The sequence below is a fragment of the Kitasatospora sp. NE20-6 genome (genome assembly GCF_045862635.1).
Genome location: NZ_BPRL01000053.1, coordinates 18,057 through 34,601 on the forward strand (window position 1 = coordinate 18,057; position 16,545 = coordinate 34,601).

10 protein-coding genes and 1 pseudogene are annotated in these 16,545 nt (G+C 74.8%); all 11 read right to left on the minus strand.

Annotation, left to right across the window (positions count from 1 at the left end):
- Positions 1 to 67: 67 nt before the first annotated feature.
- Entirely contained in the window at positions 68 to 592 is a 525-nt protein-coding gene (gene ilvN / locus SNE206_RS29470; protein ID WP_380553057.1) for an acetolactate synthase small subunit, read from the minus strand.
- A 35-nt stretch (positions 593 to 627) separates the two neighbouring features.
- Entirely contained in the window at positions 628 to 2,481 is a 1,854-nt protein-coding gene (locus tag SNE206_RS29475; protein WP_407916559.1) for an acetolactate synthase large subunit, read from the minus strand.
- 293 nt (positions 2,482 to 2,774) lie between these two features.
- Positions 2,775 to 5,801, minus strand: coding sequence for a putative bifunctional diguanylate cyclase/phosphodiesterase (locus SNE206_RS29480; protein ID WP_407916560.1), 3,027 nt, complete (start codon positions 5,799 to 5,801; stop codon positions 2,775 to 2,777).
- 334 nt (positions 5,802 to 6,135) lie between these two features.
- Positions 6,136 to 9,183, minus strand: a complete 3,048-nt coding sequence (locus tag SNE206_RS29485; protein ID WP_407916561.1) for an AAA family ATPase — start codon at positions 9,181 to 9,183, stop codon at positions 6,136 to 6,138.
- A gap of 131 nt (positions 9,184 to 9,314) precedes the next feature.
- Positions 9,315 to 9,497, minus strand: coding sequence for a hypothetical protein (locus SNE206_RS29490; RefSeq protein ID WP_407916562.1), 183 nt, complete (start codon positions 9,495 to 9,497; stop codon positions 9,315 to 9,317).
- A gap of 262 nt (positions 9,498 to 9,759) precedes the next feature.
- Positions 9,760 to 11,259, minus strand: coding sequence for an Asp-tRNA(Asn)/Glu-tRNA(Gln) amidotransferase subunit GatB (gatB, locus tag SNE206_RS29495; RefSeq protein ID WP_407916563.1), 1,500 nt, complete (start codon positions 11,257 to 11,259; stop codon positions 9,760 to 9,762).
- Positions 11,260 to 11,298: 39 nt separating this feature from the next.
- Positions 11,299 to 11,538, minus strand: a complete 240-nt coding sequence (locus SNE206_RS29500; protein WP_407916564.1) for a hypothetical protein — start codon at positions 11,536 to 11,538, stop codon at positions 11,299 to 11,301.
- Positions 11,535 to 13,028, minus strand: coding sequence for an Asp-tRNA(Asn)/Glu-tRNA(Gln) amidotransferase subunit GatA (gene gatA, locus SNE206_RS29505; protein WP_407916565.1), 1,494 nt, complete (start codon positions 13,026 to 13,028; stop codon positions 11,535 to 11,537). Before gatA ends, SNE206_RS29500 begins: the two co-directional genes overlap by 4 nt.
- 3 nt (positions 13,029 to 13,031) lie before the next feature.
- Positions 13,032 to 13,328 (minus strand): Asp-tRNA(Asn)/Glu-tRNA(Gln) amidotransferase subunit GatC, encoded by a 297-nt coding sequence (gene gatC / locus SNE206_RS29510; protein WP_033820075.1) that lies wholly within the window; start codon positions 13,326 to 13,328, stop codon positions 13,032 to 13,034.
- Between the two features lie 162 nt (positions 13,329 to 13,490).
- Entirely contained in the window at positions 13,491 to 14,456 is a 966-nt protein-coding gene (locus SNE206_RS29515; RefSeq protein ID WP_407916566.1) for a hypothetical protein, read from the minus strand.
- A gap of 86 nt (positions 14,457 to 14,542) precedes the next feature.
- Positions 14,543 to 16,192 (minus strand): annotated as a pseudogene (locus SNE206_RS29520) (putative bifunctional diguanylate cyclase/phosphodiesterase); the annotation flags it as partial.
- Positions 16,193 to 16,545 lie beyond the last annotated feature (353 nt).

The window sequence follows — 16,545 nt, forward strand, 5'->3', positions numbered from 1 at the left end:
TGCGGTCTCCACCGTACGGTGACCCGGCGGGGTGTGGGGCGTTGCTTCAGGTGGTGAGACGGCTCGGCTACGCGCTGCGGTCGAGGGCGCGCAGCGAGCGGTCGGTGATCGACCGGGCACCGCGCCCGATCGCCACCAGACCGGACTGGACGAGCTCCTTGATGCCGTAAGGCTCCAGCATGCGGAGCATCGCCTCCAGCTTGTCGCTGCTGCCGGTGGCCTCGATGGTCACCGCGTCGGGCGAGACGTCGACGGTCTTCGCGCGGAACAGCTGGACGATCTCGACGATCTGCGAGCGGGACTCGGCGTCCGCGCGGACCTTCACCAGGACCAGCTCGCGCTGGACGGCCTGGGCCTGGTCCAGCTCGACGATCTTTATCACGTTGACCAGCTTGTTGAGCTGCTTGGTCACCTGCTCCAGCGGGAGGTCCTCGACGTTGACCACGATGGTCATCCGGGAGATGTCCGGGTGCTCGGTCGGGCCGACGGCGAGGGAGTCGATGTTGAAGCCCCGCCGGGAGAACAGGGAGGCGATGCGGGCGAGCACGCCGGGCTTGTTCTCGACCAGGACGGAGAGGGTGTGCTTGGACATGACGGTCATTGGCTCTCTATCTGTCCGTGGGGGCTTCAGTCGAGGTCGTCGCCGAAGTCCGGGCGCACGTCCCGGGCGGCGAGGATCTCGTCGTTGCTGGTGCCGGCGGCCACCATCGGCCAGACCATGGCGTCCTGGTGGACGATGAAGTCGATGACGACCGGGCGGTCGTTGATCTCCATGGCCTGCTTGATGACCGCGTCGAGGTCCTCCGGGCGCTCGCAGCGCAGGCCGACGCAGCCCATCGCCTCGGAGAGCAGCACGAAGTCGGGGATGCGGGTGCCGCGGGCGGGCGGCTCGATGCCGTCGTGCTCCGGGCCGGCGTGCAGCACGGTGTTGGAGTAGCGCTGGTTGTAGAACAGCGTCTGCCACTGGCGGACCATGCCCAGCGAGCCGTTGTTGATGACGGCGACCTTGATCGGGATGTTGTTGAGCGCGCAGGTGGCCAGTTCCTGGTTGGTCATCTGGAAGCAGCCGTCGCCGTCGATCGCCCAGACCGGGGTGTCCGGCTTGCCCGCCTTGGCGCCCATCGCGGCCGGCACGGCGTAGCCCATGGTGCCGGCGCCGCCGGAGTTCAGCCACGTCGCCGGCTTCTCGAAGGTGATGAACTGGCTGGCCCACATCTGGTGCTGGCCGACGCCCGCGGCGTAGATGGCGTCCGACCCGACGAGCTGGCCGATCCGCTCGATGACCTGCTGCGGGGACAACTCGCCGGCCGGGGCGGGCTCGTAGCCGAGCGGGTAGGTCTTCTTCCAGTCGTCGAGCTTCGACCACCACTCGGTGTAGTCGCCGCGGTGGCCGGCGTCGTACTCGGCCTGGACGGCGACGATCAGGTCGGCGAGGACCTCACGGGCGTCGCCGACGATCGGCACGTCGGCCGGGCGGTTCTTGCCGATCTCGGCGGGGTCGATGTCGGCGTGCACGACCTTGGCGTTGGGGGCGAAGCTGTCGAGCTTGCCGGTGACGCGGTCGTCGAAGCGGGCGCCGAGGGTGAAGAGCAGGTCGGCCTTCTGCAGCGCGGTGACCGCGGGGACGGAGCCGTGCATGCCGGGCATGCCGAGGTGCTGCGGGTGGCTGTCCGGGAAGACGCCGATCGCCATCAGGGTGGTGACGACCGGGGCGCCGGTCAGCTCGGCGAGGATGCGCAGCTCGGTGGCGGCCTGGGCCTTGAGCACGCCGCCGCCGACGTACAGCACCGGGCGCCGGGCGCCGACCAGCAGCTTGGCGGCCTCGCGGATCTGCTTGGCGTGCGGCTTGGTGACCGGGCGGTAGCCGGGCAGCGAGGTCTCGACGGGCCAGCGGAAGACGGTGGTGGCCTGCAGCGCGTCCTTGGCGACGTCGACCAGGACGGGGCCGGGCCGGCCGGTGGCCGCGATGTGGAACGCCTCGGCGATGACCCGGGGGATCTCGGCCGGGTCGGTCACGAGGAAGTTGTGCTTGGTGATCGGCATCGTGATGCCGCAGATGTCCGCCTCCTGGAAGGCGTCGGTGCCGATCGCCTTGGAGGCGACCTGGCCGGTGATCGCGACGATCGGCACGGAGTCCATGTAGGCGTCGGCGATCGGGGTGACCAGGTTGGTGGCGCCGGGGCCGGAGGTCGCCATGCAGACGCCGACCCGGCCGGTGGCCTGCGCGTACCCGGTCGCCGCGTGGCCCGCGCCCTGCTCGTGGCGGACGAGGATGTGGCGGACCTTGGTGGAGTCCATCAGCGGGTCGTAGGCGGGGAGGATGGCACCGCCGGGGATGCCGAAGACCGTGTCCGCGCCCACGGCTTCGAGCGAGCGGATGAGGGACTGCGCTCCGGTCATGGTCTCGACGGTCGTCTGGGGACCCGGAGCGTGGGCTGCCGGGGTGTCCCCGCGGCGGGGGGATGCGGCGTGCTCAGTCATCTGCCTGTCTCTTCTCGGGTTCTGCCGGCCCCGGCAGTCGAGGGACCTGCCGTGCGGTGGGCCGGTCTCCGGCTCTGCCCCAATCGTCCCGGTCTGCGGCGTTTGGGGCCAGTGGTCTGGCGAAGGTGGAACGGTTCGCGTGCAACAAAAAACCCCTCGTGCCCAGGGCATGCGAGGGGTGGCGCGTCGGTCTCATGCAGTGGAGCACACAGGCCCACTCAGCCGACGCGCCCGCCAAGTACGAGAATTCGGGTGCGCATGGCACCGACCTTCCTCCCCTGCGGCATGGGGTGTCAAGCTGGTGGGATCGCAGTCTCGCCATGCGGACCCCCTTGCGGACCGCCGACGACATGGCGTTCGGGCAGGTCGGAGGCGGTGTGGAGCGGGCCGCCCCGGCCCTGCCCGCCGTCCGGCCGGCCACCCGGTCGGGCCTCCGCGCCGGGGTGCGGGCGCCGGCCCGCGGGCGCCCCGAGCGGCCGCGGCACCGGGTACGCGCGGCGGGTCAGCGCCCGTCTCAGCCGCGTCTCGTCCAGCGCCGGGGCGAACGCCTGGCCCTGCGCCTGACGGCAGCCCAGTTCGCGCAGGACGGCGGCCTGGCGCGGGTGGTCCACGCCGTCCGCCCCCGTCACCAGGCCGAGGTCGCGGCCCAGCCGCAGCGCGTGGCCGGCCAGGGCGCGGGACAGGGCCGAGTCGGCGACGTCCTGCACGAGGCTGCGGTCGAGCCCGAGCAGGTCGAACGGCAGCCGGGCCAGCGCCCCCAGCGAGCCGCTGCCCGCGCCGAACCCGCCGACCGCGGTCGACACCCCGAGCCGGCGCAGGGCGGCGAGCCGCCGGCCGAGCTCGTCGGCGGTGCGGTCCGGGCCCGTCCGGGCCAGCTCCACCACCAGCTGCCCGGCGGGCAGGCCGGTCTCCCGGAGGGCGGCCGCGACCGCCTCGTACAGGCCGGGCGCGCAGAGCCGCTCGACGCTGAGGCGCACCCGCACCGGCACGGTGCAGGACCACTCGCGGCGGCGGGCGGCGGCCGCGGCCACCGCCTCCTGCAGCATCCAGCGGGCGAACCTCGCCGCCGCGTCGCCCTGCTCCGCGGTCCGCAGGAACTCCGCCGGCGTGAGCAGCAGCCCCTGCGCGGAACGCCAGCGGGCCTGCGCGTCGACCCCGACGACCTGGCCCGTCGCGAGGTCGACGACCGGCTGGTGGAGCAGGGTGAAGCCTCCCTCGCGGACGGCGGTGCGCAGGCGGCCCTCCAGGTCGGCCCGGCGCTCCAGGTCGGCCCGCATCCCGGCCTGGTAGAGCACCACCCGGCCCTTGCCCTCGGACTTCGCCCGGTACATCGCGAGGTCGGCGTTGCGCATCAGTTCGTCGGTGGCGGCCTTCGGGCCCGCGCCGGGCACGTGGTCGTGCGGGGCGATGGCGATGCCGATGCTGGCGGCGACGCCGAGCTCGGTGCCGCCGATCCAGTACGGCTCGGAGAGGGCGGCGCGGACCCGCTCGGCCAGGTCCTGGACCCGCTCGGGGCCGAGCCGGCCGCAGACGAGCACGGCGAACTCGTCGCCGCCGAACCGGGCGACGGTGTCTCCGGAGCGCACCGCCCGCCGGAGCCGGCCCGCGGCCTGCACCAGCAGTTGGTCGCCGGCCTGGTGGCCGACGCTGTCGTTGACCGCCTTGAAGCCGTCGAGGTCGACGAAGAGGACGGCGGCCCCGGTGCGGCCCGTGTCCGGCTCGCGCCCGGCGCCGGCCGGGCCGCCCGCGGGGCCGGCGAGCGCGGCGCCGAGGCGCTGGGCGAACAGCGCCCGGTTGGGCAGGTCGGTGAGCGGGTCGTGGAAGGCGTTGTGCTGGAGCTGCGCCTGGAGCCGGACCCGCTCGGTGACGTCCCGGCTGTTGAGGATCAGCCCGTCGCGGTGGCGGTTGACGGTGGACTCGACGTGCAGCCACTCGCCGGTGCCGGAGCGGATCCGGCACTCCACGCGGGCGGAGGGCTCGGTGCTCTCGGCGAGCCCGGGCAGGTGGCCGCGGGCCAGGAAGCGGCGCACCTCGCGGAGCACCCGGTCGACGTCCTCGGGGTGCACCAGGGTCAGCAGGTTGCCGCCGACGAGGTCCTCCGGGTCGCGCGAGTAGACGCCCAGCGCGGCGGGGCTGACGTAGGAGAGCACGCCGTCCGCCCCGGCGATCATGATGACGTCGCTGGAGCCCTGCACCAGGGAGCGGAAGTGCGACTCCTTGTGGGCGAGCTCCTGCGCGAGCGACAGGTTGTCGAGCAGCATCACGCCCTGCCGCACGATGAGCGCGAGGCCCACGGTGCAGGCGGCGGCGAGCACCACGCGGTCGACCGGGTGCTCCTCGCCGAGCGCGTTGTAGAGGATGCCGGCGGTGCAGACGGCGGCGGCCGCGTACGGGGTGAGGGCGCTGAAGGTGGAGGCCACCCGGCGCCGCGGGACGCCGCCCGCGGAGGGGTGCTCGTGGGAGGGGCGGCGGGCGCCCGGCGACCACGGCGCCCAGGCGAGCAGCAGGCTGCCGGCGAACCAGCCGGCGTCCAGGAGTTCGCCGGAGTGGTAGCTGCTGCGCAGTTCCGGCGAGGTGAAGAGGGCGTCGCAGACGACGGTGACGGCGAGCGCCACCATCGCGGTGTGCACCGCGGCGCGGTTGCCGTCGCGCCGCCGGAAGCGCAGGCCCACCACCAGGCTGACCAGCAGGATGTCCATCACCGGGTAGGCGAGCGCGAGGGCGACGTCCAGCGGGTCGCCGGACTGGCCCTGCGCGGTACGGCCGAGCGCGAGGCTCCAGCTCAGCGTGAAGAGCGACCCGGCGACCAGCCAGCCGTCCAGCAGCAGGCAGAACCACCCGGCCGCGGTGCGGGGCCGCTGGGCCAGCACCAGCAGCCCGGTGATGGCGAGCGGCGCGAACAGCAGGAAGGCGTAGTCGGCGGGCGAGTCCTGCGGCAGCGGGGTCCGCAGGACGACCTCGTACCAGCCCCAGGCGCCGTTCCCGAAGGCCACGACGGCGGAGGCGAGGCCGAAGAGCAGCCAGGCCGGCCGGGCCGGGCCGCCGATCCGGAGGCTGTGCACGAGGCAGGAGAGCGCGGCGGCGGCCGCGGCGGCGGCGAGGCCGAAGTCACCCATGACCAGGGCGAGCTGGTGCGTCCCCCAGCCGAGGGCCGCCCCGACGGTGTACGCGGTGGCGACCACGAGCAGCACGCCGGCCGGCAACCCCGGAAGGCCGGGCCTGCGGGCGGCGCGCGCCGCGGACCGGCGGCGCGGGCCGGCGGCGTCCTGTGCTGCGGAGGCCGGGGCTGCGGCGGGCAGCAGCGCATCGGTGGAGTTCACTCGACATCTCCCCCTCCGGCCCGGGGCTCGTCCGCTCCCGGACCTCGGCTTCGCAGCGACCAGAAGCACCCTGACGCCACGTCACCGTCGCGTCGCGGGGGGCCTGTTCCGCCGTGCCGTACCAGTGTTCCCACCCGGGACACTACACCACAGCGGTCACTCAACGGCACGCATGCTCAACTTAGAGTAATGGTGCCGGGGGTGACGGAGTCCTCCGTGCCGGGCCGGCGGGCGGCGGCACGGGCGCCCGGAATGTGCCGTGCGCCCCGTTGTGCCGGTCACGCCCCCCGGTCGGCCCGGCGATCGGCCCGGCGGTCGGCCCACCGGCCGGACGTCAGGCGCCCGCACGCGCGGGGCCGTCCGCACCGAAGAGCCGCAGCCGGTGCGCGACCGCCGCCGCCTCGCCGCGGCCCGCCACCCCGAGCTTCGCCAGGATGTTGGAGACGTGCACGCTCGCCGTCTTCGGCGAGATGTACAGCTCCTCCGCGATCTGCCGGTTGGTGCGGCCCAGCGCCAGCAGCCGCAGCACGTCGTGCTCGCGCGGCGTGAGACCGAGGACGGCCTCCGGCCCGGCCGCCCGGACGGGCACCCGCGGGCCGGCGGGCGCCGCGGCGAGCCCGGCCCGGTCGGCGAGGTGGGCGGCCTCCGCCGCCAGGTGCCGGTCCCCGGCCCTCCCGGCGAGGTCGGCGGCCTCCTGCAGCAGCGCCCGCGCCTCCTCGCGCCGCCCGGCCGCGGCGGCGCACTCGGCGGCCCGCAGCAGGGCCAGGGCCGTCGGACCGGGCGGTCCGCACGGCCGCAGCACGTCGATCGCCGCCTGCCAGGAGGCGGCGGCCCGCCCGTCGTCGCCGGCCGCGCGGGCGAGTTCGCCCTCCAGCAGCCGGGCCCAGCCCGCGTGCAGCGGCACTCCGGTGCCCGGCGGCGTCGCCGCGGCGATCCGGGCCAGGACGGCGGCCCGGCCCTCGGCCGCGGCGGGCAGCGCGCGGGCGTCGGCCTCGGCCGCCGCGGCGGCCGCGAGCAGCGGCAGGACGGTCCCGGCACTGCCCGCGGGCAGCCCGGCGTCGAGCACGGCCAGCAGCTCCGCCCGGGCCGCGAGCGGCCGCCCCCGGCGCGCCTCGACGCCGACGGCGACCCGCGCGGCCGGCAGCGTGTGCTGCGGCTGGTCGTTGCGCCCGGCCGCGCGGGACTGCGCGAGGTGGGCGGCGGCGCTCTCCGGGTCGGCGTCCAGCAGGGCGAGCTCGGCGTGCAGGCGGTGCCGGAACTCGTGGCTGGAGGCCCGCGCCGGGTCGGTGTCCCAGTCGTCGAGCACCTCGGCGGCCCGCCGGGTGCGGCCCGCCGTGATCAGCGCCTCCACCAGGTTGCCCGACAGGATCGCCCCGGTGTTGCCGAGCAGGCCGGTGCGGCCGGCCGCCTCCAGGCCGCGCTCGGCCGCCTCGGCGGCCCGCTCGGAGCGGCCGAGGTCGTTGAGCAGGCTGGCCAGGTTGTTGAGGCCGCGGAGGTAGAGGTCGGGGGTGCCGATCTCGCGGGCGCGCTCCACCGCGTCCGCGAGGAGCGCCTCGGCGGCCGCCGGGTCGCCGAAGTCGGCGGTCAGGCCCGCCAGGGTCATCCGGGCGTGCTGCTCGACGTCCACGGCGCCGACCTCGCGGGCGATCCGCACGGCCCGCTCGGCTAGCTCCAGGTGGCCCGGCCCGGGCCGGCGCAGCATCGCGTGGGAGGCCTCCAGGGCGAACACCTCGGCCTGCACCGCGGACGGCCCGAGGTCGGCGACCAGCTGCCGGGCGTGCTCCAGCTCGGTGTCGCCGCCGGGCCGGTGCAGGTGGCCGAGCATCCGGGCCCGCTGCATCCGGAACCACGCCGCGCGCAGCGGGCTGCGGCCCTCGTCGACCATGCCGACGGCCCGTTTGGCGAGGCTGAGGCCGCGTTCGCGTTCGCCGCTGCGCCGGGCGGCGACGACGGCCTCGGCGAGCACGTCGACGATCTTCAGCCGGTCGCAGGAGTCGTCGTGGGTGCTGCTCGCGCACGTGCAGGCGGGGTAGGTCTCCGCCCAGTCGTAGGGCCGCAGGGTGCGGGCCATGTCCTCCTCGGAGACCTCGTCCCAGAGCTCCAGGGCCCGTTCCAGCATGCGCAGTTGCTCGGCGAAGGCGTTGCGGCGGCGGGCCGCGCGGGCAGCGTCCAGGGCGGCGGGGAGGGCGCGGGCCGGGTCGTGCGCGTGGTACCAGTAGTTGGCGAGCCGGGCGGGCCGGACGTCCCCGCCGACGAGGGAGGGGTCGGCCTCCAGCGCGGCCGCGAAGCGGCGGTTGATGCGGTGGCGCTCACCGGGCAGGAGGTCGTCGGAGACGGCCTCGCGGACGAGCGCGTGCCGGAAGCAGTAGCCCTCGCCGTCGGGGTCGGGCCGCAGGATGTTGGCGCCGACGGCGGTGCGCAGCGCCTCGATGAGGCGCTCCTCGCCCTCGTCGAGGACGGCGGCCAGCAGGGCGTGCTCCACGCAGGACCCGCCCTCGGCGGCGATCCGCAGCACCTGCTGGGTGGCGTCGGGCAGTGCCTCGACGCGTACCAGCAGGATGTCGCGCAGCGAGTCGGTCATCCCGGCGAGGCAGCCCTGCTGGTGCGCCGTGGCGAGTTCCTCGACGAAGAACGGGTTGCCCTCGGAGCGGCGGTGGATGCGGTCGACGAGGGCCAGCTCCGGGGCCTCGGTGCCGAGGATCCCGGCGAGCTGGGCGGTCACCTCGGGCCGGTCGAAGCGGTCGAGTTCGAGGCGCTGCACGGTGCGCTGGCGCTCCAGCTCGGCGAGGAAGGGCCGCAGCGGGTGGCGCCGGTGCAGGTCGTCGGTGCGGTACGTGGCGACGATCATCACCCGGGCGCGGTGCAGGGTGCGGATGAGGTAGGCGAGCAGTTCGCGGGTGGAGCGGTCCGACCAGTGGAGGTCCTCGACGACGAGGACGAGGGTGCGCTCCGCGCCGAGGCGTTCGAAGAGGCGCTCGGTGTGCTCGAAGAGCCGGGCCCGGCCGTACTCGTTGTTGGGTTCGCCGTCGGCCTCGCCGAAGTCCGGCAGCAGGCGGGCGAGATGGCCCTCCATGCCGCGGGCGGCCTGTTCGAGGCGGGCGCCGAGCAGCCGGTGCAGGCGGCGCAGCGCGGTGGCCAGCGGGGCGTACGGCAGGCCTTCGGCGCCGATCTCCAGGCAGCCGCCGAGGGCGGTGACGGCGCCCGCGGCGGCGGCCGTGGCGAGGAACTCCTCGACGAGGCGGGTCTTGCCCACCCCGGCCTCGCCGCCGACCAGGACGGCCTGCGGTTCGCCGGCGTCCGCGCGGCGCAGCGCGGCGGCGAGCGCCTCGCACTCCGTGCCGCGGCCGACGAAGACGGGGCTCACCGAGTACTGCTGCTCCATGGCGGCGAGCATGCCACACGGGCCGGACGGGTTCGGAGGGGTTTTTCCGCGGTCCGGACGGCCGGGAGGGGAGGCGCCGTCGGCGTCCTCCCCTCCGTGCACCGGCCGGACGGCCGGGTCGTACCGTTCTGTCAGCATTCGGCCGTGCGCGCGGGGCGCCGGCCGGCCGGGCGTACGCCGTCGGCGAACCGCCGCCAGCGGGCGGGTGTCCGGTCGCCGCGGGCGGCCTCGGCGGCCTCCCGGGCGAGCCGGGCGTGGGCGGCCTGCCGGTGGAGTTCCGCCTGCTGCTGCCGGGCGAGCTCGTACTCGATCATCGTGGTCCCCTCGTTCGTCGTCGACCACGAGCCTCCTCGCCCAGGGGGGTAGGCCGCATCGGCAGGATGCCGGATCTCCCCGGGGTGCGGGGCCTTAGGCGGTGGCCGGGGGTGCCTTAGGCCGACGGGACCGGCCGACGGGACCGGTTGCCGGGACCGGCCGACGGGACCGGCCGACGGGACCTGCTGCCGGTGGGGGCCGGACGCACGGAGCCCGCCCGGTCGCCGGGGCGACGGGGCGGGCTCCGGGGAGCGCGGGGCCTCAGACCAGCTTGGCCAGGATGAGGTCCTTGACGCGGGCCGCGTCGGCCTGGCCGCGGGTGGTCTTCATGACCGCCCCGACCAGCGCGCCGACGGCCTGCACCTTGCCGTCGCGGATCTTCGCGGCGACGTCCGGGTTGTCGGCGATGGCCTGGTCGACGGCCGCGCCGAGCGCGGAGTCGTCCGAGACGACGGCCAGGCCGCGTGCGGCGACGACCTCGTCCGGCTCGCCCTCGCCGGCGAGGACGCCCTCGATGACCTGGCGGGCCAGCTTGTCGTTGAGCTTGCCCTCGGCGACCAGGGCGCAGACCCGGGCGACCTGGGCCGGGGTGATCGGCTGGTCGGTGAGCTCGGTGCCGGACTCGTTGGCGCGGCGGGCGAGCTCGCCGAGCCACCACTTGCGGGCCTGGTCGGCGGGGGCGCCGGCGCCGATGGTCTCCAGGATCGGCGTGACCGCGCCGGCGTTCAGCACGGCCTGCATGTCCTTGTCGGACAGGCCCCACTCGGCCTGCAGACGGGCGCGGCGCACCCGCGGCAGCTCGGGCAGCGACGCCCGGATCTCCTCGACCCACTCACGGGCCGGGGCGATCGGCACGAGGTCGGGCTCCGGGAAGTACCGGTAGTCCTCGGCGTTGTCCTTGATCCGGCCGGCGGTGGTGCTGCCGTTCTCCTCGTGGAAGTGCCGGGTCTCCTGCACGATGGTGCCGCCGTCGGTGAGGACGGTGGCGTGGCGCTGGATCTCGAACCGGGCGGCCCGCTCGACGCTGCGCAGGGAGTTGACGTTCTTCGTCTCGCTGCGGGTGCCGAACTTCTCGGTGCCGTTGGGGCGCAGCGACAGGTTGACGTCGCAGCGCATCTGGCCCTTGTCCATGCGGGCCTCGGAGACGCCGAGCGCCCGGATGAGCTCGCGCAGTTCGGCGACGTACGCCTTGGCGACCTCGGGGGCCCGCTCGCCGGCGCCCTGGATCGGCTTGGTGACGATCTCGATGAGCGGGATGCCGGCCCGGTTGTAGTCGAGCAGCGAGTGGGAGGCGCCGTGGATGCGGCCGGTGGCTCCGCCGACGTGGGTCGACTTGCCGGTGTCCTCCTCCATGTGGGCGCGCTCGATCTCCACGCGGAAGACCTCGCCGTCCTCCAGCTGCACGTCGAGGTAGCCGTCGAAGGCGATCGGCTCGTCGTACTGGGAGGTCTGGAAGTTCTTCGGCATGTCCGGGTAGAAGTAGTTCTTCCGGGCGAACCGGCACCACTCGGCGATCGAGCAGTTCAGGGCCAGGCCGATGCGGATCGCCGACTCCACGCCGACCGCGTTGACGACCGGCAGCGAGCCGGGCAGGCCGAGGCAGGTCGGACAGGTCTGGGAGTTCGGATCGGCGCCGAGCTCGGTCGAGCAGCCGCAGAACATCTTGGTCTTGGTCCCCAGCTCGACGTGGACCTCAAGGCCCATCACCGGGTCGTACGAGGCGAGAGCGTCCTCGTACGAGACCAGGCTAATGGCGCTCACTGCGCCCCCTTCGTTGAAATCTTGAGAGGTGCGGGCCCGTCAGCCCAGCAGGACGTCGTCGTCGCCGAGCTGCTTGAGCTCGCGCAGCAGCAGGGCGGTGCCGGTGATCAGGGCGGCGGCCCCGACCAGGGCGTTGATCAGCTTGAGGGTGTCGTGGTCGCCGCGGGCCTTCCGGACGTCCTTGACGATCGAGACCGCGCCGAACGCGGTGGTGCCGATGGACAGCCAGAGGCCGGGCTTGGAGTGCTTGAACCCCTTGGCCTTCGCGATGCTGCTCACAGAGCCGGTGCCTCCTCCAGCAGGGGGTGTCCCCACTTGTCGTTGAGTGCGGCCTCGACGGCGCCGCCCACGCGGTACAGGCGGTCGTCCGCCATCGCGGGGGCGATGATCTGGAGGCCGACCGGGAGATTGTCCTCCGGGGCCAGGCCGCAGGGCAGCGACATGGCCGCGTTGCCCGCCAGGTTCGACGGGATGGTGCACAGGTCGGCCAGGTACATGGCCATCGGGTCGTCCGCGCGCTCGCCGATCGGGAAGGCCGTGGTCGGGGTGGTGGGCGAGATCAGCACGTCCACGCCCGCGAAGGCCGCGTCGAAGTCGCGCGAGATGAGCGTGCGGACCTTCTGCGCGGAGCCGTAGTAGGCGTCGTAGTAGCCCGAGGAGAGGGCGTACGTGCCGAGGATGATGCGGCGCTTGACCTCGGCGCCGAAGCCGGCCTCGCGGGTGAGGGCGGTGATGTCCTCGGCGGAGCGGGTGCCGTCGTCGCCGACGCGCAGGCCGTACCGCATGGCGTCGAAGCGGGCCAGGTTGGAGGAGGCCTCGCTGGGCGCGATGAGGTAGTAGGCGGGCAGGGCGAGGGTGAACGACGGGCAGGAGACCTCGACGACCTCCGCGCCGAGCTCGCGCAGCAGCTCCACGGACTCGTGGAAGCGCTGCATGACGCCGGCCTGGTAGCCCTCGCCGCCGAACTCCTTGACGACGCCGATGCGCATGCCGCGGACGTCGCGGAGCTTCGCGGCGGCGACGACGGCGGGCACGGGGGCGTCGACCGAGGTGGAGTCGAGCGGGTCGTGCCCGGCGATGGCCTCGTGCAGCAGGGCCGCGTCGAGGACGGTGCGGGCGCACGGGCCGCCCTGGTCGAGCGAGGAGGAGAACGCGACGAGGCCGTAGCGCGACACGGTGCCGTAGGTCGGCTTGACGCCGACGGTGCCGGTGACGGCGCCGGGCTGGCGGATCGAGCCGCCGGTGTCGGTGCCGATGGCGAGCGGGGCCTCGTACGCGGCGAGCGCCGCGGCGGAGCCGCCGCCGGAGCCGCCGGGGATGCGGGAGAGGTCCCACGGGTTGCCGGTGGGGCCGTAGGCGGAGTTCTCGGTGGAGGAGCCCATCGCGAACTCGTCCATGTTGGTCTTGCCGAGCACGACGACGCCGGCGTCCTTCAGACGGGTCGTCACGGTGGCGTCGTACGGCGGGATCCAGCCTTCGAGGATCTTCGAGCCGCAGGTCGTGGGGACGCCCTTGGTGGTGAAGACGTCCTTGAGGGCGAGCGGGACGCCGGCCAGCGGGCCGAGTTCCTCGCCGCGGGCGCGCTTCCCGTCGACGGCGCGGGCGGCGTTCAGCGCGCCCTCGGTGTCGACGTGGAGGAAGGCGTTGACCTTCTTGTCGACGGCGTCGATGCGGTCCAGGTGCGCCTGGGCGACCTCGACGGCGGAGACCCGGCCGGCGGAGATCGCGGCGGCGGTCTCTGCGGCGGTGTAGTGGATGAGCTCGGTCATCGGTCAGTCCTCCCCGAGGATCTGGGGCACACGGAAACGCTGTTCCTCGCTGGCCGGGGCGCCGGAGAGGGCCTGCTCGGGGGTGAGCGAGGGCCGCACCTCGTCGGCGCGCATGACGTTCGTCAGCGGCAGCGGGTGGGAGGTCGGCGGGACGTCCTGTCCGGCGACCTCGGATACGCGGGCGACCGCGCCGATGATCACGTCGAGCTGCTCGGCGAAGTGGTCCAGCTCTTCGGCCTGCAACTCCAGACGCGACAGCCGGGCGAGGTGGGCGACCTCCTCGCGCGTGATGCCAGGCATGCAGCGATCCTCAGGTTCGGGTTCGGGTGAGACCGGGGGCGGGCCCGTCCTCTTGGTCTAGGGACACATCCTATGGCGCGCACCGCGGCGCCCCGTGACGCAGAAGCCCGCGACCGCCGGGCCGGGCGGTCGCGGGCGCGGGCCCGGTGCGGCGGCCGGCGGTCAGAGCAGCAGGCCGACGGGGTTCACCGGCCCGGGATCGGACGGCTCGGACGGCTCCGCGGAGCCGGACGGGTCGGCGGGATCGGACGGGTCGGCGGGATCGGTGGGCTCGCTGCCGTCGTCGGTTCCGCCGTTCAGCGCGTCGAGGTCGACGGTCTCGGCGGGCGAGGGCGCGGTGGTCGGCACGGGGACGCCGAACTCCTTCAGGTCGACCCGGCCGGTCTCGGCGCCGCCGGTCCGCTCCACCTGCAGCGGGTACGGCGCGCCGCGGGTGGCCACCGCCAGCGTGCTGCGGCCGTCCTCGCCGTCGCCGGTGACGGTGACCGCCGGGGCGCCCGCCACGGTGGTGGTGCCGCCGACCGCGAGGACGCCCGCCCGGTCGGCGAGGGAGCCGCCGAGGGCGTCCAGGTCGCAGACGGTGCCCATGGCGGAGAAGTCGGTGTTGTCGGTGGTGGTCTTCAGGTACTTGTCGCCGACCAGGTCCTGGGCGGCGGGTCCGCCGTGGCCGAGCCAGAACACCGCGTCGGGCTTCACCCACAGCTGGGTGCCGAGCTTGACCAGCCGGAAGCTGCCCTGGCCGCTCAGGCCCATGGTGCCCGCGCAGTTGCCGTCGGCGTCGGCGGCCAGGTCGAAGGTGACCGACTGGCCGCCGCTGGTGCCCTTGCCGGTGATCCGCACCGAGCGGGCCTCCTTGAGGGCGGCCACGGAGCGGTCGACGATCTCGCCCGCGGGGAGCGCCTCCACGCCGTTGGCGGGGGCGGTCGAGGCGGCGGGCGCCGCCGGGGAGGACGGGCCGCCGGACGGGCCGCCGGAGGCCGTACCGCTGCCGCCGGCGGAGCCCGCGGCCGTCGCCGCGGCCGGGCCGGCGCCGCCCGCCGCGGGGTCGTTCCCGGCCTGGCCGCACGCGGCGGCACCCGCCAGCAGGGCGAGGCCGGCCAGCACTGCGACCGTGCGCTGCTCGCTCACGGGGTCTCCTTCGACGCGTCCGGTGTGTGCTCAGAGGGTCACACTCAACCGGAGTCACCGCATCCGCAACAAGGAGGGGTCCGAGGTCAGGTCTGGGTGGTCGGCGCGGGCGCGGGCAGTTCCGCCTGGGCGGGCACCACCGGCAGCGACCGCGGCTGCGGCACGGGCGGCACCTGCGGGACGGGCGGCTGCGGCGCGAGCCGCTCGACCCGGGGCGTGCCGGCCTGCCGCACCATCAGCCAGGCGGTGGCCTGGTCGGCGGGCAGCGCGGCGGAGACGAGCCAGCCCTGCACGGCGTCCACGCCCATGCCCTGCAGCCGCTCCCAGGTCTCGTCGTCCTCGACGCCCTCCGCGACCACGGTCAGGCCCAGCGAGTGCGCGAGCTCGACCGAGCAGCGCACCACGGCGGCGTCGTGGTCGTCGGCGACCATCCGGGAGACGAACGAGCGGTCGATCTTCAGCTCGCCGACCGGCAGGCTGCGCAGCCGCGCCATCGAGGAGTGGCCGGTGCCGAAGTCGTCCAGCGACATGCCGACCCCGTAGCGGCGGAGCTCGGCGAGGGTCTCGGCGGCGCGGCGGGAGTCGTCGAGCAGCAGCCGCTCGGTGATCTCCAGCTGGAGGGCGTGGGCGGGCACCTGGTGGCGGGTGAGGTGCCCGGCCACCCGGGCGGCGAAGCCGGGGTTGAGGACGTCCCGCGGGGAGACGTTGACCGCCACCGGCACCTGCAGGCCCTGGTCGCGCCAGGCGGCGAGCTGGCCGACGGCCGCCTCCAGCACGTAGTCGGTGAGTCGCGGCATGAGGCCGCTGGACTCCGCGAGGCCGATGAACTCGTCGGGCGGCACCCGGCCCTGCCCGGGGCGGTCCCAGCGCAGCAGGGCCTCCAGGCCGACCACCCGGCCGTCGAAGGCGACCTTCGGCTGGTAGTGGAGCTGCACCTCGCCGGTCTCCAGGGCGCGCCGCAGGTCGCCGAGCAGGCCGATCCGGAAGGGCGTGTCGATGTCCTGGGCCTCGTGGTAGACCTCGACGCCGCTGCGGCCGCGCTGGGCGTGGCCCATGGCGACGTCCGCGCGGCGCAGCAGCGCCTCGGCGTCCCGGGCGTGGGTGGGGTAGACGCAGACGCCGGCGCTGGCCTCCAGGACGAGCAGCAGGCCGTCCAGGCGGATCGGTGCGGCCAGTTCGGCGATGAGGGCGCGGGCGAGCCGCTCCAGGGTCTCGGGGTCGCCGAGGCCGGGCAGCAGCACCGCGAACTCGTCGCCGCCCATCCGGGCCACCACCGGCCGGGCCCCGCGGTGGCCGGGCGCCGACAGGGCGGCGGCGACCTCGACCGGGGCGGAGCGGGAGGTGACGCCGGAGGGCCGGGCGTGGCCGGCCCGCAGCGCCCGGTGCAGCCGGCGGGCGATGTGCACCAGCAGGCGGTCGCCGGCGGTGTGGCCGAGGGCGTCGTTGAGCGACCGGAAGCGGTCGAGGTCGAGCAGGATGACGCCGACGCTGTAGTCGTCCTCGCCGTCGTGCCGGGCGATGGCCTCCTGCGCGGCGAGGAGCAGCGCCTGACGGTTCGGCAGGTCGGTGAGGTGGTCGGTGAGCTGGTCCCTGGCGCGGTCCCGGGCGATCCGCCAGGCGGCGACGAGGACGGCCAGCGGCACGGCGAACAGCGGCAGCAGTTCGGGTTCGTACCGGTAGACCAGCACGGCCAGCGGGATGAGCGGCGCGGCCCCGGCCAGCAGCACGCCGAGCAGCAGGACCGCCCCTGCCACCCCCTGCGGCGGGCGTGTGGGCGCGCCGCCGGTCGTACGATCCATATGCCCAGTCCTCCGTCGGGCCCCGCCCCGTCAGGCCGCCTTACGGTGAGGCACCGCACCCGGTGCCGGTGGACGTCAGATTCCGGTGATCCCCACGAGCGGCGGCCCAGGCCGCCGCCGTTCACCCGCCTGACTCGCTGTTGCGCCAAGGGTAAGCCGGTGTCCGCCGACAGGGCGGAGTTTCGGACAACCCTGGGCGCGTCACCGGCAGACCGCTGCCGGACAGTGACAGAATGCCTGATTTTCCGGCCGACGCACCCCGTGACGCGGTGTCAGGAAGGTAACGGGAT